Source organism: Acinetobacter sp. TSRC1-2, from assembly GCF_049895885.1.
Taxonomy (GTDB): Bacteria; Pseudomonadota; Gammaproteobacteria; order Pseudomonadales; family Moraxellaceae; genus Acinetobacter.
The window spans coordinates 101,499-124,442 of record NZ_JAFCTF010000006.1; the positions used below are offsets into that span (position 1 = coordinate 101,499).

The 22,944-nt window shown below is 39.1% G+C and carries 23 protein-coding genes; 15 read left to right on the plus strand and 8 right to left on the minus strand.

Translation table 11 applies throughout. The features are described 5' to 3' along the window. Position 1 precedes the first annotated feature (1 nt). The 5 genes from ACP69Y_RS08330 to ACP69Y_RS08350 all read left to right on the plus strand — a co-directional run bounded on the left by ACP69Y_RS08330 (position 2) and on the right by ACP69Y_RS08350 (position 3,785). Entirely contained in the window at positions 2 to 1,948 is a 1,947-nt protein-coding gene (locus ACP69Y_RS08330; protein ID WP_425917798.1) for a sialate O-acetylesterase, read from the plus strand. A 1-nt stretch (position 1,949) separates the two neighbouring features. Next, complete coding sequence (locus tag ACP69Y_RS08335; protein WP_425917800.1) at positions 1,950 to 2,558, plus strand: hypothetical protein; 609 nt, start codon at positions 1,950 to 1,952, stop codon at positions 2,556 to 2,558. Positions 2,559 to 2,630: 72 nt separating this feature from the next. After that, positions 2,631 to 2,906 (plus strand): hypothetical protein, encoded by a 276-nt coding sequence (locus tag ACP69Y_RS08340; RefSeq protein WP_425917802.1) that lies wholly within the window; start codon positions 2,631 to 2,633, stop codon positions 2,904 to 2,906. Then, positions 2,899 to 3,408 carry a lysozyme gene (locus ACP69Y_RS08345; RefSeq protein WP_425917804.1) on the plus strand — a complete coding sequence of 170 codons (510 nt, stop codon included), beginning with the start codon at positions 2,899 to 2,901 and terminating at the stop codon, positions 3,406 to 3,408. Before ACP69Y_RS08340 ends, ACP69Y_RS08345 begins: the two co-directional genes overlap by 8 nt. Beyond that, positions 3,408 to 3,785, plus strand: a complete 378-nt coding sequence (locus tag ACP69Y_RS08350) for a hypothetical protein (protein WP_425917806.1) — start codon at positions 3,408 to 3,410, stop codon at positions 3,783 to 3,785. Before ACP69Y_RS08345 ends, ACP69Y_RS08350 begins: the two co-directional genes overlap by 1 nt. A gap of 237 nt (positions 3,786 to 4,022) precedes the next feature. Here ACP69Y_RS08350 and ACP69Y_RS08355 read toward each other — a convergent pair whose 3' ends face one another. Together ACP69Y_RS08355 and ACP69Y_RS08360 are read right to left on the minus strand one after the other, a co-directional pair. Beyond that, positions 4,023 to 5,009, minus strand: coding sequence for a site-specific integrase (locus ACP69Y_RS08355; protein ID WP_425917808.1), 987 nt, complete (start codon positions 5,007 to 5,009; stop codon positions 4,023 to 4,025). A gap of 226 nt (positions 5,010 to 5,235) precedes the next feature. Beyond that, positions 5,236 to 5,784, minus strand: coding sequence for a serine O-acetyltransferase (locus ACP69Y_RS08360; RefSeq protein ID WP_425917810.1), 549 nt, complete (start codon positions 5,782 to 5,784; stop codon positions 5,236 to 5,238). Positions 5,785 to 6,333: 549 nt separating this feature from the next. On the opposite strand from ACP69Y_RS08360, the gene ACP69Y_RS08365 reads away from it, so the two are divergent. Next, complete coding sequence (locus ACP69Y_RS08365) at positions 6,334 to 6,552, plus strand: hypothetical protein (protein WP_425917812.1); 219 nt, start codon at positions 6,334 to 6,336, stop codon at positions 6,550 to 6,552. A 174-nt stretch (positions 6,553 to 6,726) separates the two neighbouring features. On the opposite strand, the gene ACP69Y_RS08370 is transcribed toward ACP69Y_RS08365, so the two are convergent. From ACP69Y_RS08370 to ACP69Y_RS08380, 3 genes are all read right to left on the minus strand, one after another. Continuing rightward, positions 6,727 to 7,077, minus strand: a complete 351-nt coding sequence (locus ACP69Y_RS08370) for a hypothetical protein (RefSeq protein ID WP_425917814.1) — start codon at positions 7,075 to 7,077, stop codon at positions 6,727 to 6,729. 211 nt (positions 7,078 to 7,288) lie between these two features. Continuing rightward, a complete protein-coding gene (locus ACP69Y_RS08375) occupies positions 7,289 to 7,921 on the minus strand; it encodes a hypothetical protein (RefSeq protein ID WP_425917816.1) in 633 nt (210 codons plus the stop codon). Positions 7,922 to 8,009: 88 nt separating this feature from the next. Beyond that, positions 8,010 to 8,708, minus strand: a complete 699-nt coding sequence (locus ACP69Y_RS08380) for a putative quorum-sensing-regulated virulence factor (protein ID WP_425917818.1) — start codon at positions 8,706 to 8,708, stop codon at positions 8,010 to 8,012. Between the two features lie 744 nt (positions 8,709 to 9,452). Here ACP69Y_RS08380 and ACP69Y_RS08385 point away from each other — a divergent pair. The 6 genes from ACP69Y_RS08385 (at position 9,453) to ACP69Y_RS08410 (ending at position 13,649) form a co-directional block, all read left to right on the plus strand. Beyond that, the gene (locus ACP69Y_RS08385) at positions 9,453 to 10,709 is read left to right on the plus strand and encodes an alpha/beta fold hydrolase (protein ID WP_425917820.1); all 1,257 of its coding nucleotides are present in this window, start codon (positions 9,453 to 9,455) and stop codon (positions 10,707 to 10,709) included. A gap of 154 nt (positions 10,710 to 10,863) precedes the next feature. Continuing rightward, complete coding sequence (gene glyA / locus ACP69Y_RS08390) at positions 10,864 to 12,117, plus strand: serine hydroxymethyltransferase (protein ID WP_425917822.1); 1,254 nt, start codon at positions 10,864 to 10,866, stop codon at positions 12,115 to 12,117. 167 nt (positions 12,118 to 12,284) lie between these two features. After that, positions 12,285 to 12,689 (plus strand): nucleoside diphosphate kinase regulator, encoded by a 405-nt coding sequence (gene rnk, locus ACP69Y_RS08395; protein WP_425917824.1) that lies wholly within the window; start codon positions 12,285 to 12,287, stop codon positions 12,687 to 12,689. A 40-nt stretch (positions 12,690 to 12,729) separates the two neighbouring features. Next, positions 12,730 to 12,873 (plus strand): hypothetical protein, encoded by a 144-nt coding sequence (locus tag ACP69Y_RS08400; RefSeq protein ID WP_425917826.1) that lies wholly within the window; start codon positions 12,730 to 12,732, stop codon positions 12,871 to 12,873. A 115-nt stretch (positions 12,874 to 12,988) separates the two neighbouring features. Next, positions 12,989 to 13,225, plus strand: a complete 237-nt coding sequence (locus ACP69Y_RS08405; RefSeq protein ID WP_425917827.1) for a TauD/TfdA dioxygenase family protein — start codon at positions 12,989 to 12,991, stop codon at positions 13,223 to 13,225. A 301-nt stretch (positions 13,226 to 13,526) separates the two neighbouring features. Continuing rightward, entirely contained in the window at positions 13,527 to 13,649 is a 123-nt protein-coding gene (locus tag ACP69Y_RS08410; RefSeq protein ID WP_425917829.1) for a hypothetical protein, read from the plus strand. Between the two features lie 121 nt (positions 13,650 to 13,770). Here the strand turns inward: ACP69Y_RS08410 and slyD are convergent, their stop codons facing one another. From slyD to ACP69Y_RS08425, 3 genes are all read right to left on the minus strand, one after another. Beyond that, positions 13,771 to 14,253: a peptidylprolyl isomerase gene (slyD, locus tag ACP69Y_RS08415; protein WP_131213491.1), complete on the minus strand. Its 483-nt coding sequence runs from the start codon at positions 14,251 to 14,253 to the stop codon at positions 13,771 to 13,773. Between the two features lie 136 nt (positions 14,254 to 14,389). After that, entirely contained in the window at positions 14,390 to 15,691 is a 1,302-nt protein-coding gene (locus ACP69Y_RS08420) for an NAD(P)/FAD-dependent oxidoreductase (RefSeq protein WP_425917831.1), read from the minus strand. A 120-nt stretch (positions 15,692 to 15,811) separates the two neighbouring features. Then, positions 15,812 to 17,122 (minus strand): D-alanyl-D-alanine carboxypeptidase PBP6B, encoded by a 1,311-nt coding sequence (locus ACP69Y_RS08425; RefSeq protein WP_425917833.1) that lies wholly within the window; start codon positions 17,120 to 17,122, stop codon positions 15,812 to 15,814. 179 nt (positions 17,123 to 17,301) lie between these two features. Between ACP69Y_RS08425 and ACP69Y_RS08430 the strand changes: the two genes are divergently transcribed. From ACP69Y_RS08430 to ACP69Y_RS08440, 3 genes are all read left to right on the plus strand, one after another. Beyond that, positions 17,302 to 19,005 (plus strand): M61 family metallopeptidase, encoded by a 1,704-nt coding sequence (locus ACP69Y_RS08430; RefSeq protein WP_425917835.1) that lies wholly within the window; start codon positions 17,302 to 17,304, stop codon positions 19,003 to 19,005. Between the two features lie 64 nt (positions 19,006 to 19,069). Then, positions 19,070 to 19,831, plus strand: coding sequence for a hypothetical protein (locus tag ACP69Y_RS08435; RefSeq protein WP_425917837.1), 762 nt, complete (start codon positions 19,070 to 19,072; stop codon positions 19,829 to 19,831). Between the two features lie 754 nt (positions 19,832 to 20,585). Next, on the plus strand, positions 20,586 to 22,823 hold the full coding sequence (locus ACP69Y_RS08440) for an NADP-dependent isocitrate dehydrogenase (protein ID WP_425917839.1): 2,238 nt from the start codon (positions 20,586 to 20,588) through the stop codon (positions 22,821 to 22,823). Positions 22,824 to 22,944: the final 121 nt, after the last annotated feature.

Here is a 22,944-nt window from a genome sequence, read left to right on the forward strand (position 1 = left end):
CATGGCAGTATCAGAACAAACGCCATATAAAGAATATATAGCCAATGGGATCAGCAAAATATTTCCTCTGGAATTCACTTGCGCTACTCAAGATTATTTAATTGTCACAGTAAATGATATTGAACCAGCAATTGGAGAATGGTCCTTTATAGATGGTGAAGTTATTTTTAATTATCCACCACTAGTTGATTCAATAATTAAAATTTGGCGCAATTCTCCGTTGGCCAGAAGTACTACTTTTAAAACTTATGATAACTCGCTTAATCCCAATTCTCTGAATTTTGATTTAGATAAGATTTGGCTGGTTATGCAGGAATTAAATGTTAAGAATATTGTCGCAGATAGCAAACTGCAGTCACTCTTAGATTCTTTAATTGCAGGGAATGTGAATGGGTTGCCAGCAGAAATACTTGCCCGGATTGTTGGTGATGAAAGCACAAAATCTCTAGTAAATCTTGAAGCACTTAGAGCCTATCAAGCTGAAAACAATTTAAATATGCGAATTGATAATGAATCTTTAATCGCAAGTCAGAATATTTTAGCTGAAAAACAGAGAGCTGAAGCTATAGAGCAAAGCCTTCAGGTTCAAGTTAATTCGGTAGGTGTGGGCAATAAGGCTTATAAGACATACGCCTTGATGGACGCAGATAAAGCAAACATTCCTGCGAAATCAAAAGTCACAGTGACTAATGATAGTGATTCAACAAATAATGGTGATTGGCAATATGATGGAACAACTTTTACAAAATCAATTTATGATTCATTAACTCAAAGTAAAAACTATACAGACACTAAAATCAAAACGTTTTCGATCTATAAAAAAATTGATGCTTATGTTGAAACAGTTTTAGATGTAAATGGCTTTACACGAATAAAAATGCAAACGAAATCAGGGCAAACATATTTCTATGATTCTCGTATTGCGGAGAATGATCAAAGCATTGCTGACTTGAATGCAACAGTAAAAGGCGTTGAGATCTATAAAAAAATAAAAGGCCAAGTAGTTACCATCCTTGATGCAGAAGGCTTTACGCGAATTAAGGAGCAGAATGTTACAACAGGGCAATTTATTTCGTATGTTGGGGCAAAGCAGAAGTCACTGGTTGCAGGAACAGGCATTTCAATACTAGAAACGCCTGAGACGATTACTATCGAAGCCGGCGCTGCGGCTTATTCAACTCCTTATGAATACGTGTTATGCCTTATAGCTGGACAGTCGAATGCTAGTTATTACGGTGGTGATGATGCTCTCGCCCCAAATCTTCCGAACGGGGTTTGCTATGTTTGGGATAATACTTATAACACTGTCCGAGAAATTAACGATGGCAGTGCTGCCTCTAAAACATGTAAACAAACATATGGTCCCGCAATAGCACTTGAGTTTTATAAAAAAACAGGGATGGGCCTAATTATTGTAAACAGCGCAGTTGGCTCTACTGCTCAGACCGCTGAAGCAGATAACGGGGCAGGAAACTGGTCGCCAACAGGTACATTAAGGCAAACAGCAATTGATCGCTTTAATGCTTGCCGGGCCTATTTAGACTCAATCTCAACATGTTTTCAAAATGGTTTTATTGTCTGGACACAAGGTGAACGTGACGGTCAAGAAATCCAGCTCGGAACGATTACGAAGACGCAGTATAAAACTGGACTGTCTGAAATGATTGATTTTTTTAAAACAAATCTAGGCTTAAAAATTCCATTTATTTTAACCGCGACCGCTTACTACACCAGCACTGGAGATAACGTGGGTTCTAAATCAGTTCGATCAGCCCAATATGAGATTGCACATGATAAAGCTGGGTCTTTTATGGGATTCACAGGAGCAGTAAAATTTCCAAGCCGAAACTTGCTTGCTGATGGGGTGCATTACAACCAAGCGGGCAAAAACATATTAGGTACAGCGGTAGGCAAAATAGCACACATTCTAAGCGCAGGAGTTAATTAATATGCTAATCACACAACAAGCCGGAACTGTGGCGATAGAATCAACACTACCTACCTGGGAAAGTATTTTTAAGTCTCAAGTAGACCCGAACAAAAAAACCATATCTGATGACTTCAAGATAAATCTTGGAGGTTTGAATGGTCGTGTGACGAGTGGTAAGACTTGGTCAACTCTTGGTGCTGCAGGAGCATACTTAACCGTTTATAACGGATATGTTGCTCAGAATACTGCCGGAAATTCTCGCGCGCTTCTGCCACATGCCAAGTCGGGAAAAGTTTGTCAACTAGTAGATTGGAATGAAGGTTATGTAGGTTTGCTCATTCGTGCTGCTGATGCAACTAATTACCATCAGATTGTGCTTAATTCTACAGGTTTGCTTTACACCAAAGTTGTCGCAGGGGTGAGCACCACATTGGCTAGTAAAGGTATCATCATGACCGCAGGTAAAACATATGCCATTGGTGTGGAATGGACAGAAACAAATATCAAAATCTATATTGATGATGTTCTTGCCGCAGATGTGAACGATACCGATTTAGCCGCAAGCATAAATATTGGTGTAGTGGTATCTGGAGTAACAAATAAGATTTTTGAAATAGCTGCTCGATAACACAACAAACCACTACCAACCCCGGTCTTTAATGAGATCGGGGTTTTTTATTACCAAAATTTAGGGGGCAGCATGTCAGATCATGCGCAAGCAATTATAGAAACAACAGGGGTAGTCACATCTTCTGCAGTTAAGACCAGTGTTGTAGGGGGAAGTGCATCAATTCTTGGGAAATTAACAGGATTAGATCCGGTCACGATTATTGGTTTAGCAATTGGTTTAGCCGGCTTATTGGTCAGTGTATTTAGTTTTCTGATTAATTGGCATTACAAACGCCTTGAGAACAAACGTGCCGATGAGATTCATCAATTAAAAAAGAAGCAACTGCAAGGGGGATGTGATGTCTAATAAATCCAAATTCATAGTAACAATGCTTGCTGCTATCAGTGTGGGCGGCATTGCATATACACAATCTAGAGAAGGCACAGTCCTTGTCCCGTACAAAGATAGTGTAGGTGTGGCCACAATTGGCACCGGTACCACAGTTTATCCAAACGGCCAAAAGGTCAAAATGACTGACCCAAGAATTACGCAGAAGCAAGCCACTGAATATCTGAAATTCCACATCGACAAAGATGCCAAGATTTTCAATAAATCACTTTTAGGTGTTCCGCTTTCTCAAACTGAATATGACCTGTATATGGACTTTACTTATCAGTTCGGTACTGGTGCTTGGTCATCATCTTCAATGCTTCGCAATTTAAAGCAAGGCAAATACAAACAGGCATGTGACTCATTACTGAAATGGAAATATGCAGCGAAACGTGATTGCTCGGTTAGATCCAATAACTGTTATGGGGTTTGGGTGCGTCAGGTTGAACGTCACAGCAAATGCATGGGGGCTAACTAATGCCATTTCTATTAATCATTTGGAGCAACAAGCGTTGGACTTTGATCATTGTGCTACTTATTTGTCTGTTTTTTCAAACCTGGCATGTGAATAGTTTAGCCGGCGATTTACGCAATGCAGAAATTGCATGCAATGGGCGTGTAGAGGAAGCAATTAAACCTTATAAAGATGCTGAAAAAAAATCTCAAGAAAAAGCCAATGAAGTGAGTGAACAATATGAAGAAACCAGAGAAGCCGAACGAGTCAGGACAGAATATATTACACGTGACGTGCAAAAGATCGTGGAGCGTCCTATTTATATCAACAATTGCTTTGATACTGATGGGGTGTCAGCAGTCAATAAAGCCGCAGTCATTAGTCATACCAGCGAACCTTAAACAACCTTGTCCTGATCTGTTGAAATTAGAATCAGGGCAGGGGAAAGAAATCTTAAGAGTAATGGTGGATGATCGGCGGAAATATATTGAATGCAGTCAAAGTAAACTGGCTTTAATTAAAGCTATAGAAAAGCCTTCTAAGTGAAGGCTTTATTCTTCCCAACTATCAATAATATTTGCCCAATCTTGAAGCATTTGTCTGTGGTAGATTCTAGTCCTGAGTTCTAGTCTCTACCATCAATCCAACCTATTCGCAATCTCGCTTGCAGTAGCATTGTAATAAATCATAAGACTTCTTAAATCCTTATGACCAATCATCCTCGCTAAATCTAATACTTCCAATTTTTGAGCAAGCCTTGTGCACGCCTCATGTCTTGAGTCGTGAAAATGCAAATCTTCAATTTCACACTTATCTCGCAACTTTCTCCAAAGTGTATCAAAGCTCGAATCTTTTACCGTAAATACCTGATGACTACCAGTACCTCTCATAAGCTCAAGTAATTCAACAGCACGCTTAGATAGTGGCACATGTCGTTTAGTGCCATTCTTGGTTTCATTCAAGGTTGCATATCTATTTTTTAAGTAAACCCGATCCCAAGTTAAGCCACGGATTTCGCCGGCACGCATTGCGGTCTCAATTGCTAGCAAGAAAGCAATCATGATTTGCTGTGTGAAGTTAGCAGGTGCCTGCTCGTTGAAGTCAGCAGCCAAACAAAGCCTGTAAATTTCATCCTCTGATATGCGTCTGTCTCGATGTGCAGGCGGTGGTGGCATCTTTAGATCACTCATAGGTGAATCATAAACCCATTTCCATTCTGTGCGAGCAACAGTAAACAGGGCAGACAGAATATTACCTTCACGTCGAACTGAAGCAGGCTTGACTGTTTTAAGCCTGGTATCTCGCCACACCACAAAATCATCAGTGGTAATTTTAGCGATGTGCTTTTTGGCAATTTTAGGAAAGTTTCGCTGAAATGCCCGAAATCTTTTAATTTCCGCATCACAACCTTTGTGCTTTGGGCACACTTCTTCTATGTATCTATCAATTGCACAATTTAATGTATAATCAGGAAGCTTTCCGCGTGATAACTCTCTTAATTCAGTTTCACGTTTTGATGCCCATGCGCGAGCCTGAGTCTTAGTATCGAATGTCGCACTTTCCCGAGTACCATTCACACTAATCTCAACTCGCCAAGCATCACCCCTTTGTCTAAAGGTGGCCATATATTTCTCTCTAAAATGTCGTGGCGTAAATTTGGCGTAATCAATTTAGAATGAATAATAAGGAATAATGAGGTAACATGAAACCAGCCATCTCAAAATGACTTGTTAAGCTGATAATAATAAAGAAAAAATTAGATAAAATGAGAAAAGACTAGAAAACACGAAATTAGCGAAAGTGCCCGCTGAGCGCACCAAATATTGAAAAAGAGGGCAAAAGCCCTCTTTTTTATTGCGCTGAATTTATAGGCCAACGTCTATTTACTGATTTGCCTGCGTTATTGTAATTAATCACTTTCGCATAGTTGCCGACTGCAGTTGCATTTTCTGGAATATCTTTCGTCACTACACTGCCTGCGCCAATGGTGGCATTGTTTCCAATATGCACATTGTCGATTATACAGACATTGGGTCCAATATAAACATTATCCCCAATGATGGCTGCTTGACTGCCGCCATTTGCCCCAATGGTCATGTATTGCGAAAGATTGACGTTGTTACCAATAATAGTCGTGGGATTGACCACCAATGGACCTCCATGACCGATATAGAGTCCATAACCGATTTTTGTTGTACAATGGATATCGATTCCGTATTTCTTCTTTTTATAATAAAAAATTGGATAAGCAAATTTCGCAATAACCGATTTTGAGCCAGCTAAACGAAGCCAAAAACTGAAATTAAAGCCACGATTAAAAAAATAGTTTTTAATAAATGAACTGAATTTTGTGCTGCCACAATATCGATATAAATCACTTAAAATTAATTGAACTAACATTGCGTCAGACTCGTCAAAAATACAGTGCCATTTTACTCGATTCAGCTGAACAATGATCTATAAGCTGGTGTATGCAATCATCTACCGAAATCGAAAATTATCAATTGTATTTTTTATATACAATTATTTTGGAATGTTAACTGGACTTGCCATAAAAATTATATACGCCTATAGTAAAACTACAGTAGGTCGTAGATGACGCTACAAAGCGGTTGGACGGATCAATGACAGCTCGTTGAGTTTGTAACCTTAGGGTTAAACAAGAAATCAGCACTAGCCTTCCAACATAAAAGCCCGCCGAAATGCGGGCTTTCTTATTTTTATAGCAAAAATATTTTTATGATTTTAATTTTAAGCATATGAGACGTGTAGTGAAAAATAGATGATGTTTTTGCGTTACTTTTAACTTTTTGTCTGCATAATTTAAAATAAATATCACATTTGTTTATAAAAAATTACATTGCCAAAAAATCTAACATCTCTAACGAATGTTGATAGCAGAACATATGTTATAAAAAATCCATTAAATAAAATAAGTTGAGAAACCTAATGACGCAAATGATTGAGGTGAAGGTAAAAGACCAGTTTAGTAAGATACATGAAGTGCGGGCATTGCTTCGGGATCTTCCTGAAAATGCTGAGGCCAATAAACTGTCGATATTTCAAAGAATTGAACATATTATTATAGAGGGTGAAATTATACGGCCCAGTATTGAGTTGCTTTTTGAAAGTCGTAATTCTGATAGTATTTATCGGATTATCGAGTGACACAAATATGGTTAATGATTGGGTCAATTCAAATCAAAGCATGAGATCTAAATAACTCACCGACAGGGTAGGTTTTTAAATTAGCCTAAGTTCATATGCTTTATATCCATCCAAAGGCTATTGATCATTAAAGGAATAAAAAAAAGCCCACCGAAGTGGGCCAAGGGCTAAAACTTATAACAAATGAATATCTACATCATATTTTTTAAATTCTTGAATAATACTTTGAATGACTTTAATTCCAATTTCATCATTAAAGCTCAAGCGTTCATCTTTACCTTGTTCGCTGTCATAACATTCAACCTGCTGGATCAACCAGCGATTCTCAATTTCTGTTTGCTCAATAATAATTCGAATGGGTTGGAGCTTTTCACTCACTTGGCGGGGAAGGACACTGGTCATTGCAAGTTGAATATTGCTCAATTCCGCTTGGGTAGTTAAAAACGTAAATATCCAATTCCCCACTTTTTTTAAATACATGGGATTGTCAGCTGAATCAAATTCCAAATAACGTAGAGACGACATAATGAACTCCCCTAAAATACTTACTATATGGAGTTTTTAGAAAACATTCGCCATTAAGCAAAGGTCGTATTTAGAGGTTTTTGGGGACTTGTATTTTACGCAATTTGACTGTTCTTATCTATATCTCATTGTTTCATCGAAAGAAAAATTTAATGCAGTTGTCTAGTTAAGACCTGAAATGAATTATGAAACAGAAAAATCCTCTTAAATTTTATGCAGCATTCAGCTTTTGTAGAGAGTAGTTGATTTGCTGTAAGTTTTGCTTCAATTCTGCTGGAGCAATACGGCTTTCTTGTAGTTCTGTAATCCATTGCATCTGACACAGTTTTAAACTGCGTAAATCTTGGGTGTGTAAGATACGATTAATCAGTTGTTTTGCCATTAAGCCGCAGTTTTGTTGGAGTAGATGAGCCATTAATTGTTTTACTTCTTCAAAATCTAGGGCATCGATAATAACTTCTATGATTTCATTCTGCGTTTCTATTACCTGAGAATTGTCATTACTAGATGAAATAGAGGAGGTGCTAGAAGTGGTAATAGGTTCAGCAAACTTCTCTGCAAGTGTTGAGGTTTGAGTGGTGAGATGGGTTTCAATTTCACTAACAAGTGTAGCTGAAGGAGATGGCGTTTGAGTTTGCTCTGGGATAGAACAAGCGATTAATCCCATGTCAAGCAATTGTTCGAGCAATTCTGCAGGTGCAATCCGATTTTTAAATTGCTCGCTAAGGAGATTAAAATCTTCTGTGCCGATCAGCAATAAAAGTCTGCGTTGGCGAGCATTCAAATCCATTGAGCGCTGTTTTAAACTTTCAATGCCTAACTCAGTTTTGTGATATTGAGACATGCCTTAATTTACTCTCCAAAATAAATTAAGGCAGATTATATGCAGCAATAATGACAATAATATGTAAAAAATATTACAAATCAAAAGATTATAAGGTGACGATTTTTGCATTTTCGATCGCCTTACGTAGGTAAGGATCTAGGTCTTCTTGACGAAGCAGCCACTGCATATAATCTGCAGGTAAATCCACGATAGCCGTACCACGGTGTTTACCAAAATTAATGCTACGTGGAATACGGGCATCTTCAGATGCTTCATAAAGTTCTTCAATGCTTTGAATTTTTAGATGATGGATTTGATGCATTAAAATATTTGCGGTCAGAATAATATCCATATCGGCACGATGCGCTTTTTTAATCATCTCGCGGGCTTTTGCGCTGCCTTTGGTAATCATATAAATGAGCGCAGAAATATTATGTGCCTCCGCATCTGGCCAAACTAAGCGTGCAAGGGCAAGGGTACAAATGGCTTTAATGCTTTTGGAATCTACGCCACATTTTTCAAGTGCGCGAATATCGTAATCAATGTTGTGACCAATAATATAGGTGGTATCGCTTGGAAGCGTGAAAGTCTTATAGTGAGGTTGATCGATTAATTCCGCCTCCAAAATATGATGTACTGCCATTGCTGCATAAGAAATGGGTTCATCTACGCTATACAGTTGATCAAAAATTTGAGTCTTATCGAGGCTGAGTTTACCTTCATTGATTTGAACAGGTGCATAGGCAATCTCAATCGGCTGTCCATTTAGTGTATGGGTTTCTGTATCGAGAATAATTGCTTGCATGACCTGATCCATAACTGTAGCGAAAGTTTGAATAAATTTAACACTTTCAAATACGCTGATACAAACTGAAAACAGTGACTTTTAGCTGTTATTTATTATTTCTTTCTAGAGATGATGTTTAAATAGTCTTGTTTTAATTCATTACCCGAAATTAGACCTTTATATAGATATAAAGGCAGCCAATCTTCATGATCCATCAATTTAATAGCTTGAGTATCATCACGGTATTTAAATACGCACATGACATAGAGTCGCGATCTAAAACAATAAAACGTTGTTGCTTGATGGCGATGTCATGATTGATAAAAGTTTGTTTGAGTAATCTTAAAAATACACTTTGATTTCGGCTTAATTTATTGAGTTGAGAGGTTCAAATGCTCTCATTTTAATCATGGTTTTAAATAAAGCTTGAGAAAAATTTGTTCGTAATGAATTGGGAGAAATAGCGATACTAACTGTTTAATAAATTTTATTTTTTAATAGTTGTTCAACTTAAATAAATAGAATTTAAGAAAAATAAGATGAATAAGTTTGTATTTTACCAAACCTAAATTGTTGTATATTTGTAAGTAAGGTGGATGGAAGATAATAAAAATCAATTACTTATATTGTGTGAAAAATTATTCAATTTTATTGTGTTTATTTGGTCTGAAATTACATTGTTTAAAATTAAGAATAAAGGTAATAATTCTTATCTTCATGATACTTAAATCATCACAACAAAAAATGTATAAGGAAATGCACATGAAAAAAACATTGTTAACAGTGTTAATGAGTAGTTCGGTCATATTTTTAACTGCATGTGGAAGTGGAGATGGTGATTCAGTCTTCAATGGTCCGAATAATGGAATTCCGGTCAATAATATTCAGAACCCTGTAGTGCGAGTAGAGGCTTATACTGATCCTAATACCGAAGATGCATACCCAGATCTGAATGCTGATAGGCAGTTGCTCACTTATAAGATGCTAGGTGTTGACGGCCAAGAAGTGCAAGCAACCTCATTAATCTTTATACCTACAACCACTCCACCGATAAATGGATGGAAAACTGTGGTTTGGGCGCATGGGACGACTGGCGTTGCTGATAAGTGTGCTCCAAGCAAGCAGGGTTTAGGTAGTACAACTATTTTGATTCAAAAGTTATTGGATGAAGGCTATGTTGTGGTTGCTCCAGATTATGAAGGTTTAGGTGCCCCTGGTAATCACCCTTTCCTGAATTTAAAAAGCGAAGCGTATTCAATTACTGATGCTGTCGTAGCTGCACGTAAATATTTAACTAGTCAGGGAGGGAAGGTATCAACAGAATGGTTGACTGTTGGACACTCACAAGGCGGGCACGCCGCATTAGGTGCTGCACAATATGCTTCACGCGCTAATTTGAATTATAAAGGCACGATTGCGGTTGCTCCCGCTTCAAACTTGGCTGATATTCTCAAAGATGGGGAAGACTTAGTAGTGGGTCAACCTGCTAATATACAAATTCCAGTATATGCAAAGTTAGATATGTTTACCTCTTTAATTGTGGCCGGTATGCAAGGGCATCAAATTTTTGTAAATTATAATCAGGTTTTTAAACCACAATCAGCAGCGATTGCACCAATTGCAGAGACTGAATGTGCTACAGATGTCGCAGATATGTTGGGTAATGCAATGGGACAATATGTATCAACACCTGGTAATTTATTGGCTAATTATGGTCGTACTCAAGATAACTTTATGACAGTCCCTGTGATTAACAATTTCTTAACCAAGGATTCACAACCGGGCAGTGTCAAACTGAATCAGCGGGTCATTATTTATCAAGGCTCAAATGACACCACAGTACCTGAAAAAGCAACTTTATTATTAAAGGCAATGCTTGAATCTAAAGGGACGACATTTGAATATATTGATGATAAATTCATTACTAATGTTGCTGATCGCTGGAATCACAGCACAGTCGTAACTGAAAATGTCGATAATATTGTGACGGATGTAAAATCTTTAATGCCAATTCAATAACTTGATTTGATCTTAATAGCTCATGTTTTATATTTACATGAGCTATTTTTATTTAAAACTGAACAAAGTTCATTCTCGATATTTATAAACTTCATGCTACAATACGCGCCAATCTTAGCACGGCTTAAAAGCCCTAATTTATAGGACCTCGCTAATGTTTGCCAATATCTCGATTTCTGAATTCGACCCAGAATTAGCTAAAGCAATTGATGCTGAAGGTGAGCGCCAAGAAGCGCACATCGAGCTAATCGCTTCTGAAAACTATTGCTCTCCAGCAGTTATGGAAGCTCAAGGCTCAAAACTCACTAACAAATATGCAGAAGGCTACCCTGGTAAACGCTATTATGGCGGTTGCGAATATGTAGACATCATCGAACAATTGGCAATTGACCGTGCTAAAGAACTCTTTGGTGCTGACTATGCTAACGTTCAGCCACATGCTGGTTCACAGGCAAACTCTGCTGTTTACTTAGCGCTTCTTAACCCAGGTGATACAGTTTTGGGTATGAGCTTGGCTCACGGTGGTCACTTGACTCACGGTGCAAAAGTTAGCTTCTCTGGTAAAACATATAACGCGATTCAATACGGCTTAAATGTTGAAACTGGCGAGATCGATTACGAAGAAGTTGAACGTTTAGCTGTAGAACACAAGCCACGCATGATCGTAGCTGGTTTCTCTGCATATAGCCAAATTGTTGATTGGCAACGTTTCCGTGAAATTGCGGACAAAGTTGGCGCTTACCTGTTTGTAGATATGGCTCACGTTGCAGGTCTTGTTGCTGCGGGTGTTTACCCAAGCCCAGTGCAAATTGCTGACGTAACAACAACGACTACACATAAAACACTTCGTGGTCCACGTTCAGGTTTAATCCTTGCGAAAGCAAACGAAGAGATTGAGAAAAAATTACAATCAGCTGTATTCCCAGGCAACCAAGGTGGTCCCTTGGTTCACGCTATTGCGGCTAAAGCAATCTGCTTTAAAGAAGCAATGACACCTGAATACAAAGAATATCAAAAACAAGTTGTGGTAAATGCTAAAGCAATGGCTGAAGTATTAATCGCACGTGGTTATGATGTAGTATCTGGTGGTACTGAAAATCACTTATTCTTACTGTCATTGATCAAACAAGACGTGACTGGTAAAGAAGCGGACGCTTGGTTAGGTGCTGCTCACATTACTGTGAACAAAAATGCTGTACCAAATGACCCGCGTTCTCCGTTCGTGACTTCTGGTATCCGTATTGGTACTCCAGCTGTAACAACACGTGGTTTCGGTGAAGCTGAAGTACGTGACCTAGCAGGCTGGATTGCTGATATCTTAGATGCTAAAGGCGATGAAGCTGTAATTAACGCTGTTAAAGCGAAAGTTGAAACTGTATGTGCTAAATTCCCTGTTTACGCAAAATAAGTTAAAGACTTGAGAAAGCCCCCCTCAAGGGGGCTTTTTTTATATATGATTAAAGGTCATATTCTTCAAATATCATATTTCTGCTATAACAGAATAATACTCCATAAAAGATATAACTCATTTTGCTATTGCTGTAATGACATCTTTCGTTCAAAGGAAACAGGTAAATGGCTAGACCGACAATTATTATTTCACAACAGGATCTTCAGCGTTTAGAAACCATGCTTGAGCATCAATCTAAACTGAGTCCAACGATGCAGCATCTTGAAGATGAGATTGCCCGTGCTAATGTGGTAGCTCCCCAAGAGGTTCCTCAAAATGTAGTGACCATGAATGCGCGTGTGCGGATTACCATTGCACCTGCGAGTGAATCTACGGATATTACCTTGGTTTATCCACATGATTTCCGTGGTGAAAAAGGTCAAGTCAATGTACTTGCACCGGTAGGCGCAGCAATTTTGGGACTGGCAGAAGGACAAGAAATTGAATGGCCACAGCCAGATGGTCATTTAATGAAAGTGAAGATTGAAAAAGTATTGTATCAGCCAGAACGTGAAGGCGATTATCTATAATTGTTTTGAATAAATAGCCCCATGTTTAGGGGCTTTTTTAATGGGTAACTTTAAGCTTAAATTTTTTGCTTATTTTACTGAAGAGGCTGCTAAAAGGGCACTGTCTAAATCAGAAAGCTTCAACGCTTTAGCAGGTATTGTACTGATCACTGTCAAAGCTTTGACAGTGTTTAGGGCGTATTAAGGGCAGACTATATTTCAACAACACAACCTTGCAATAAAATTGAAATATAAGGAATAGCCAGAAGCCACACTCAAATAAATACCTATGTCCAAATTACAAATATCAACCTATTTAAGTGAAACCGATTACCGGCCGCATTGGTGCGGAAATTGAAGGGATCAAACTCTCTTCAACTCTAGATCAAGAAACGGTGTATAAAATTAACCATGCTCTGGTCAAGTACAAAGTTATCTTCTTTAAAAACCAGCAGCATTTAAACGATGATGAACAGGAAGGCTTTGCTGCATTATTAGGTACGCCTTTGAATCCATCCAACGGTTCCGGTAAAAAGTGGAACCGCACATGTGCTTGAGCTGGATTCACGTGGTGGACGTGCAGATACTTGGCATACCGACATCAGCTTTATTGAAAATTATCCAAAAGCTTCCATTTAACGCAACAATAGATTTTACGTTCTCAGCAAAAATTGGGTGATATGTATATGTTATTGTCTGGGCGTATGCAGATCGGCTGACTGCTCAGTGACGGCAAGTTTAAAGTCAGTGATTAGGTGAAAAGGTATTCGGTGTTTAATCGGGTACTATTTTTACAGCAAAAATCGCTAAATTTTGATTTTTATGCGGTCCAGAAAGTCGAAGTTGCCGTGATGGCAGGTGTCCCGACAAACCTTAAATAAGCAACTGCAATATTTTATCCAACAACGCATTGTAGAGTGGAGTTATAGCCAAATTCGTATTATCGATATGCAGCGTTTAAAACAAATTAGCCAGTTCTAGAAATATTACTAAAATTCTTCAGCTAACTGAAATTCTCTCGGGTGATTGAATGAGGTATAAAAAATTTAAGGCAATAAAAAAGGCAAAGTAAACACTTTGCCTTTTATGATCTGTACCGATCTTAGTGGTGATGACCACCAGCGCCGTGTACATGACCGTGTTCTAATTCTTCAGCAGAAGCTTCACGAATTTCAACAATTTCAACTTCGAAAGTCAAGTCTTGACCAGCAAGCGGGAAGTTAGCATCCACAACAATTGTGTCGCCTTCAACTGCTTTAACAGTCACGATTTGAACGCCGTCATCAGTTTGAGCTTGGAATTGCATACCAGGTTGGATGTTGTCCACACCTTGGAACATTTGAGCAGGAACTTCTTGAACCATTTCTGGGTTATATTCGCCATAACCTTCAGCAGCAGGAACGTTTACAGTAAATTTATCACCAACAGTTTTGCCTTCTAAAGCATTTTCTAAACCTGGAATGATGTTACCTGCACCGTGCAAATATGCAAGTGGTTCACCTTGTGATTGGTCGAGAGTTTCGCCTTCTGCGTTAGTCAACGTGTAGTGGAAAGAAACCACGAGGTCATTTGCAATAGCAGTCATGTTATTGATCCATTCAATTTTTAAAGGGGACATCATAAAGTGAAAAGCAGATTTTGTAGATCATAATTATCAAAAATACTGCATTTTCTACGTTTTTAATGGCATTTTGTTAATAATAGGGGCGGTTTTTTAAATTTCAATGCAATTTTATCTTTGGACCTGTTTTTCTTGTGACAAAATCTTTGGCAGTCAAAATTCCTGCATGGGTATAACCATGAATTGCAGCTTGATGCAGTCGATATAAAGAAACATACATCGATTTTGCGATAAAACCTTGTACATTGACTTGTCCGAGTAATTCGCCCACTGCTTTATTATGACTTAATGACACCAGTGAACCTTTGTCGGAAAATTTGAACATCGGTTGTGACTTGCCTTGGATACGAGCTTTCATGGCATCGACCAGAAAACTGGCTTGCTGGCTGGCCACTTGAGCGCGTGGACCGAGTACCGGTTCATCCGCAGTGGGCTGGCAATGAGCACAGTCACCAAAAGCAAAAACATTTGGGTCAGATAAGGTTTGCAGCGTTGCATACACTTTTAGCCGGTGAATATTGTCTTTTTCAAAATCTTTTAATTGTTCCAGAACAACTGGGGCTTTAATCCCTGCTGCCCAGATTTTCAGTTCTGCATCTATAGAGGTTCCATCGGCAAAGTAGACTTTGTCCTCATCCACTTTTGCAACCCGATGTTTGGTCAAGACCTTAATTCCAAATTGCTCAAGTTGATGGCTGGTGTGTTTAGCAATGGTCTCAGAAAGGGCAGGCAATATTCGGTCGGCCGCTTCTATGACAGTAATATTGACATTTTTCGGGTCAATTTTATTTAAACCATATTTAAAGAAAGTCTGTTTGGCTTGAAACAGTTCGGCTGCAAGCTCTACGCCTGTTGCACCCGCACCAATAATCGCGATATTCAATGCGCGGGTAGTTTTATGGTTTTGGGCTTCTAGATATAAATGCAGTAAATCTTGCTGAAACACATCTGCCTGTTTACGGCTATCCAGAAAATGACAGTACTGTTTCACACCTTCGGTATTAAAGTCATTCGAAGTCGAACCCACAGCAATAATCAAGGTATCGTAATCCAAGTGAATAGACTTTGGGGTTTCATCTGGCTTGGTTCGATCGGGTTTGGATAGCTGTGCTGTTTCAAGCGTGATTTGTTTAGCAGCCCGATCAATCTCTATAAAACTGCCTAAGACAAACTCATAATGATGTTTGGAGGCATGGGAGAAATAATTGGTTTCTTCGGCATGAGGATTGAGTGTGCCCGCTGCAATCTCATGTAATAACGGTTTCCAGATATGGGTCAGTTTCTGATCCACCAAGGTGATTTTGGCTTTATTACTTTTACCTAACGTATTACCCAGTTGGGTGGCCAGTTCTAAACCACCGGCACCACCACCCACAATGACAATTTTATGTAGATTGCTCATATTTAACCTATTTATTATTTTCAAGACAAAAAAGAAGACGGCATCAATATGACATCTTCAATTCATTGCTTTTGTTTAGATTGTTATACAGCTTACATAATTTAAAGAAATGTCACGCAATTAGCCTAGAGGATAAGTTTTAACTTCCACTTCATCACTGGAGAAAAAAGTGAAAAGCTGTTTAAACCAGATGGCAATTTTCTGGAAGAAATTGGCTTCTTCAATGTGTACATCATTTTCAATGGCAATAGTGCGAATCAATTGGTTGTTTTGATAAACTTGCACGGTGGCCAATTCCATCACTTTGGCTAATGGGGCGGTCAGGAGTTTTTCTTTGATTTCGATATTTAAGTGAGTTTTGGTTTCTTGTAATGGGTCGATCGCCTGAATTGTTCCATTACCTGTATTCAACATAATGCGCTGATTGACAGTGTCATAGGTTTGCAGATCAATCGCATAAGGCTGGTCATATAAAGACGTGGTAATAATTTGCGGTTTGCTGGTTTCCAGTTTGAACATTTTCAAAGTGGACTTAATCACCGGTAATTCAGCAATCAGCTGTTTATCTTTAATCGCCACTTCATTGCGAGTATAGGTATAAGCCATGTTCAGCAGGGTATGGGCAATTTCAGCACGTTTTAAAGCGTTTTTTGTACCCATCACCACCACAATCAGACGACGTTCAGGCAATTCAGGATTAGCCGTAGGACGGTGTGCAGTAAGTGCCAGGTTATAACCTGCAGCTTTGGTAAAACCTGTTTTTAAACCATCAACACTGGGGTCAAATTTGAGTGCCAAGTTGGTTGCACGATGAAAACGCTGGTTATAACTGAAACTCGGCATCACTGAATAATGCAAATATTCAGGTGTCTCTGCTGTAAGTGCTTGACCAAGTAATGCCATATCATGTGCAGAGGAAAAATGATCCGGCATGGTCACACCTGGCGCATTGGCGAAATGCGTATCGTTCATTCCCAAGGCTTTGGCCTCAATGTTCATGCGTTCAATGAAAGCCGGTACTGTGCCTGAAATGCGTTCAGCTAAAGTCACAGCCGCATCATTAGCTGACATCACGATCAAACCCGCCAGCAGCTGATCAACAGAAATCTGCTCACCTTCTTTAAGATACATTTGTGATTCATCCCACTGCACCATTTTGACCACCGGTGTTGCAGTGATGATTTCATCCTTTTTTAAATGACCTGCCTGAATTTCTTTGAACGCGATATAAGCAACCATCATTTTGGTCATGGATGCTGGTGCACGTTGCTCATGGCTATTGTGCTCAGCAATCACTTGTCCAGATTGAGTATCCAGAATGGTCCAGGCGGGCGCTTCAACACTTTCCGGAACGAGGTTCAGTAATGCAGCACTGACTATCGTGGAGCACAATAAACTAAGAGATGCGAGGAGGTAGATGACAGCTTTCAATGATGTTCCTTTATTTGCCAATCCATTGGCTTTAAAATGCAAAAAATCATGGGCATGCTATGCTTTTTTTTAAAAAATGGCTAGTCAGAATTGTAGACAAATGTGACAGTTCGCATTGCTTTACAAAAAAATGCTAAGCTAATTGCCAAGTTACCTTTTTTTATTTTGTATTGCCCCTTATGTTGCATTATCAAATCGAATTTGACGATTATCGTCAGCATCTAGTTCACGTGACACTTCGCTTTTTAGCAAATCCTACCCAAGTACTATTACTACCGACCTGGATTCCGGGAAGCTATTTAATTCGCGAGTTTTCCAAGCATCTTGAGTCAGTCAAAGCATATGATGAAGATGGGCGTATTCTGCAAATTAGCAAATTTGAAAAGAATAAATGGCGTTTATTTAATACCGATCATGAACTGATTACGGTTGAATATGACGTTTATGCCTATGACCTGTCTGTGCGTGGTGCATATGTGGATCAAACACGTTTATATGTAAATCCGGCCTGTACCTGTCTAGGACTAGAAGGTCAGGAAGATAAAGCCATTGAAGTTGAAGTGTTCCTGCCGGAAGAACTAAAACACTTCCAATTGGCCACAGGTTTGGAAAACAAGAGCTTGGTTAAAGGTCGTCATACTTTAAAAGCTAAAAACTATGCGCAGCTGATTGATTCGCCATTTGAACTGGCAGATCAAACCCGTTTTAGCTTTGAAGCCAATGGTATTCCGCATGAGTTTGTGGTTTCAGGCAAACATGCCATGAATGCTGAACGTATGCAGCAAGACATTGAAAAAATCTGTAGCACAGAAATTTCAATGTTTGGTTCGGCGCCATTTGAAAACTATACCTTTATGACGATGGCAACAGGCAATAGCTATGGTGGTCTAGAACACCCGAATAGCACCAGCTTGATTACGCCACGTGATGACCTGCCAAAAGCGGATGAACCGGTTGAGCCATCAAAAGATTATCAACGTTTCTTGGGTTTATGCAGTCACGAATATTTCCACTCTTGGCTGGTGAAATTTATTCGCCCGGAAAACTTTGTCAATTACGATTTGAATAGAGAAGGCTATACCTCACTACTTTGGATCTTTGAAGGCTTTACCTCTTATTATGATGATCTGATTTTGCTGCGTAGCGGTGTCATCAATCAAGAATCCTATATTGCTTTATTAAAAGCGCAGATTGATCGTTACTTGCAAAATCCAGGTCATGCGATTCAAACCGTGGCGGAATCTAGTTTTGATGCGTGGGTAAAATTCTACCGTCAGGATGAGAACTCGAATAATGCAGGTACAAGCTACTACAACAAAGGTTGTTTGGTGGCGCTGTGTCTGGATTTAGGATTGCGTCTTAAAGGTTCAAGCCTTGATGCACTTATGCGTAAGCTGTATGAAAATGCGCAGAAGGGCATTCAAGTAAATGAGCGTACCATCTTTGATTTGTGTCATGAATTAACGGGCCAAAGCTGGCTTGAACAAATTAATTATTTGATCAATACCACAGACGAATTGCCACTGGATCAGTTGCTGCCTGAATTTGGTCTAAGTTTTGAATTGAAAAATGAAAAAGCTTTGCCATTCGGACTCAAAGTTGCAGATAAACCTGAAGGTGTGGCGATTCAACAGGTTCGTCGTGACAGTACAGGGGCTAAAGCCGGTCTTTCTGCCAATGATGTGATTGTTGCGATTGATGGTTTAAAAGCGTCGGAAAAACTTGTTGAGAAATATTCGAAACAAGAAGGCACTTTCGCTGTGTATGCATTCCGCCGTGATGAATTTATTCAGTTTGAAGTCCAAGGTGGTGCAATTGATTTGACCACGGTTGACTTGAAAGTTGAAGATCAAGCGAAAGCAGAGAAATGGTTGAAAGCTTAATTTGCTAGTTTTATTAAAGTCATGTAAAACCGATGCTTAGGCATCGGTTTTTTATTGGTATTAAATGAATAATAGTAGTGAAGATAAAAGATTTAGAAAAGTTTGTTATGTTGCAACTGGTATATGGATAGTTTTTTTCTTTACGATTTATATTTTAGGATGGTTGGAAAGACCCACAACATTTAATGAGCTTGGTGACTTTCTGGCAGGTATATTCGCACCAGTAGCTTTCTTTTGGTTAATTTTAGGATATGTACAGCAGGGTAAGCAGTTAGATCAAAATTCTGTAGCTATTAATCAACAGGCTAAAGCTTTAAATCTCCAAATTGAAGAAATGAAGGTTAGTACTCAAATTCAGCAAAATTTTGCCTCAATTCAAATGGAGCAATTACAAGCATTATATTTAAGTGCAAAACCAGATATAGAAATAGTTAGTGGAAGTTGGGAATGTGCTTCGAACTTAGAGAGTGAAGAAGAAACTAGCGCATATAAATTACATTTAATAATAATCAACTATGGTCTGGGGCAGGCAAAGGGTATTAAATTTTATTATCATGATGGCGATCAGATTGATTTACCTCTAGATAATTCTAAGTATATTGAAAATAAAATTATTAAATTAGACAAAAATAGAGAGGAAAAAATTGAACTTTTCATTGACCAGAGTGTTGTTAAAATAATTGAGGACGAAGGAACTAAAAGTTTTAACTTGAAACTTAAATATCAAGATATGTATAAACAACCCTATGAGGTTGGATTCCTAATTTATTTTGTAGGATCAGATATGAATTTAAAGAGTGGTGATATTATTTATCATAAAGATTAATTTCTAGTAAATTTAAATCAATCACAAAATGACAGGCACTTCCGGAAAGAACAAATGCTGATTTTTTGCCTTAAACCAGTCATTTATTTTAAAGGTTCCTTTTTGTAAGTTCATATCTTTTAGATAGAGTTCAAAAATTCGACCTTACTCATTGGTCTTCACTTCACCCACTTATCAACACGTACATTTTTGATTCTTACACAATGTACCGCTGACGTTTATCGCTCGAAAGCCTTTAAAGTTTAGTAAAACTTAAGTAAGGAGTGCAGACCTCACAATGAAAATTTTTTCGGCTGATCAGGGGCAAATTTGCATCGTATTCCTTTATAGATAATTTATTTCCATGATACCCAACATGTTTTAATAAATTGGGTTGTAAAACGGTAAATCAATCAGTTTAAATTTTAATCAATATTGTGGGTAGTTTTTGTTTCAAGTTATTGATAAATATATATAATATCTTATTTAAACCTTGAGCCATTACTCATGCAATTAGGTGTGCCAATGTAGCCGTAGAGACCGAATACAAGTACCTATATTCGAAAAGAGACGAAATTTCAAGTAGAATATAAGAATTGGTGAACAACACCGATGTATACGAATTTTCAGCCAGACAGCAAGATGAAAAGATATTGTTGTTTAGCTGAGGTGCAATGAGCACCGATACTTTCGATGTTTTATTTAAGCAAATCGGTTCGCAGGGTCGGGTCAAAAGCTCGATCTTCAAAACTCAATCCAACGCAAGGGGCTATATATGGCTGGTGGAAAGTCAACAATCATTTACACACTGACTGATGAGGCGCCATTATTGGCGACTTATTCGCTACTGCCGATCATTGAGACCTTTACTAAGCCGGCCGGTGTCGAGATTGTCAAAAGTGACATCTCTGTAGCGGTTCGTGTGCTCGCAGAATTTGCAGACTACCTAAATGAAGAGCAGAAAGTTCCCGATACCCTCGCGGAGCTAGGTCGTCTTACTCAAGATCCAGACACTAACATTATTAAATTACCGAATATCAGTGCCTCTGTTGGCCAGCTAACAGCGTGCATCAAAGAGCTTCAATCTAAAGGCTACGCGATTCCTGACTATCCGGAAAATCCAACGACTGAAGAAGAAAAGTCAATTAAGGTTCGTTATGGCAAATGCTTAGGCTCTGCTGTAAACCCTGTATTACGTGAAGGTAACTCTGACCGTCGTGCGCCTGCTGCTGTAAAAAATTATGTGAAAAAACACCCGCATTCAATGAGCGAGTGGAAACAGTGGTCACAAACCCACGTTTCACACATGAGTGAAGGCGACTTCTATCACGGCGAAAAGTCAATGACCCTTGATCGCGCTCGTAATGTAAAAATGGAACTCATCACCAAGAGTGGTGATACCATCGTTCTTAAGCCAAAAGTTGCGTTGAAAGATGGCGAAATCATTGACTCGATGTTCATGAGCAAAAAAGCACTTTGTGACTTCTACGAGAAAGAACTTGAAGATTGTCGTGAAGCAGGCATTTTGTTCTCTTTACACGTTAAAGCAACCATGATGAAAGTTTCACACCCGATCGTATTCGGTCACTGTGTGAAAATTTACTACAAAGAAGCGTTTGAGAAACATGGCAAGTTATTTGACGAGCTAGGCATCAACATCAATAATGGTATGGCTGGTCTTTACGAGAAACTTGAAACTTTACCTGCATCACAGCGTGAAGAAATCATCCGTGACTTGCATGCGTGCCAAGAACACCGTCCAGCACTTGCAATGGTCGATTCAGCAAAAGGCATCACTAACTTCCATTCACCAAACGACGTAATTGTAGATGCTTCTATGCCTGCAATGATCCGTGGTGGCGGTAAAATGTGGGGCGCTGACGGCAAACCTTATGACTGTAAAGCAGTTATGCCTGAATCGACTTTCGCACGTATCTACCAAGAAATGATCAATTTCTGTAAGTGGAATGGCAACTTCGATCCAAAAACAATGGGTACTGTACCTAACGTTGGCTTGATGGCGCAAAAAGCGGAAGAATACGGTTCACACGACAAAACTTTCGAAATTCCTGAAGCGGGTATTGCCAACATCACTGATCTTGAAACTGGTGAAGTGTTGATGACTCAAAACGTTGAGGAAGGCGATATCTGGCGTATGTGTCAGGTGAAAGACGCACCGATTCGTGACTGGGTGAAACTTGCGGTAAATCGTGCGCGTAACTCTGGCATGCCGGCGATCTTCTGGCTTGACCCGTACCGTCCACACGAAAATGAATTGATCAAGAAAGTTGAAAAATACTTGAAAGATCATGACACGACTGGTCTTGATATCCAAATCATGTCACAAGTACGTGCAATGCGTTATACGCTTGAACGTGTTGCTCGTGGTCTAGATACGATTTCTGTAACAGGTAACATTTTACGTGACTACCTGACTGACTTGTTCCCGATCATGGAATTGGGTACGTCTGCGAAAATGCTTTCTATCGTGCCGTTAATGGCGGGTGGTGGTATGTACGAAACGGGTGCAGGCGGTTCTGCTCCTAAACACGTACAGCAGTTGGTTGAAGAAAACCACTTACGTTGGGATTCACTCGGTGAGTTCATGGCGTTGGCTGTTTCTCTAGAAGAGATGGGCATCAAAGAAGACAATGCTGCTGCGAAGTTATTGGCTAAAACTTTAGACCAAGCGACTGGCAAATTGCTCGACAATGATAAATCACCTTCACGTCGTACTGGCGAGCTCGACAACCGTGGCAGTCACTTCTACCTGGCAAAATACTGGGCTGAAGAACTTGCTGCGCAGGACGAAAATGCTGAATTGAAAGCGAAGTTTGCTCCGCTTGCAAAAGCATTGGCTGAAAACGAAGACAAGATCATTGCTGAACTTGTTGAAGTTCAAGGCAGACCAGCAGACATCGGCGGTTACTACGCTGTTGATCAAGCAAAAGTGAATGCAGTAATGCGTCCAAGCGCAACCTTGAACGCTGCTCTTGCAACTGTTACAGCTTAATTAATGTAATGCAAAGCCGACTTTGTCGGTGATGTAAAAAAGCCGGTGCATATGCACCGGCTTTTTTTGTCCGCAATTTTTACAGCATGAACTTTCCTAAAAAGGAACCTGTTTAAACTAA

Bases quoted from the DNA above. Each gene is read 5' to 3' on its own strand.
- ACP69Y_RS08385 (WP_425917820.1), top strand. From the start codon at position 9,453: ATGAAAAAAACATTGTTAACAGTGTTAATGAGTAGTTCGGTCATATTT.
- ACP69Y_RS08400 (WP_425917826.1), top strand. From the start codon at position 12,730: ATGGGTAACTTTAAGCTTAAATTTTTTGCTTATTTTACTGAAGAGGCT.
- ACP69Y_RS08370 (WP_425917814.1), bottom strand. From the start codon at position 7,077: ATGTCGTCTCTACGTTATTTGGAATTTGATTCAGCTGACAATCCCATG.
- ACP69Y_RS08440 (WP_425917839.1), top strand. From the start codon at position 20,586: ATGGCTGGTGGAAAGTCAACAATCATTTACACACTGACTGATGAGGCG.
- slyD (WP_131213491.1), bottom strand. From the start codon at position 14,253: ATGACTGCTATTGCAAATGACCTCGTGGTTTCTTTCCACTACACGTTG.
- ACP69Y_RS08375 (WP_425917816.1), bottom strand. From the start codon at position 7,921: ATGTCTCAATATCACAAAACTGAGTTAGGCATTGAAAGTTTAAAACAG.
- ACP69Y_RS08340 (WP_425917802.1), top strand. From the start codon at position 2,631: ATGTCAGATCATGCGCAAGCAATTATAGAAACAACAGGGGTAGTCACA.
- ACP69Y_RS08355 (WP_425917808.1), bottom strand. From the start codon at position 5,009: ATGGCCACCTTTAGACAAAGGGGTGATGCTTGGCGAGTTGAGATTAGT.
- ACP69Y_RS08430 (WP_425917835.1), top strand. From the start codon at position 17,302: ATGTTGCATTATCAAATCGAATTTGACGATTATCGTCAGCATCTAGTT.
- ACP69Y_RS08365 (WP_425917812.1), top strand. From the start codon at position 6,334: ATGACGCAAATGATTGAGGTGAAGGTAAAAGACCAGTTTAGTAAGATA.
- ACP69Y_RS08345 (WP_425917804.1), top strand. From the start codon at position 2,899: ATGTCTAATAAATCCAAATTCATAGTAACAATGCTTGCTGCTATCAGT.
- ACP69Y_RS08350 (WP_425917806.1), top strand. From the start codon at position 3,408: ATGCCATTTCTATTAATCATTTGGAGCAACAAGCGTTGGACTTTGATC.
- ACP69Y_RS08360 (WP_425917810.1), bottom strand. From the start codon at position 5,784: ATGTTAGTTCAATTAATTTTAAGTGATTTATATCGATATTGTGGCAGC.
- rnk (WP_425917824.1), top strand. From the start codon at position 12,285: ATGGCTAGACCGACAATTATTATTTCACAACAGGATCTTCAGCGTTTA.
- ACP69Y_RS08380 (WP_425917818.1), bottom strand. From the start codon at position 8,708: ATGCAAGCAATTATTCTCGATACAGAAACCCATACACTAAATGGACAG.
- ACP69Y_RS08435 (WP_425917837.1), top strand. From the start codon at position 19,070: ATGAATAATAGTAGTGAAGATAAAAGATTTAGAAAAGTTTGTTATGTT.
- ACP69Y_RS08335 (WP_425917800.1), top strand. From the start codon at position 1,950: ATGCTAATCACACAACAAGCCGGAACTGTGGCGATAGAATCAACACTA.
- ACP69Y_RS08420 (WP_425917831.1), bottom strand. From the start codon at position 15,691: ATGAGCAATCTACATAAAATTGTCATTGTGGGTGGTGGTGCCGGTGGT.
- ACP69Y_RS08330 (WP_425917798.1), top strand. From the start codon at position 2: ATGGCAGTATCAGAACAAACGCCATATAAAGAATATATAGCCAATGGG.
- glyA (WP_425917822.1), top strand. From the start codon at position 10,864: ATGTTTGCCAATATCTCGATTTCTGAATTCGACCCAGAATTAGCTAAA.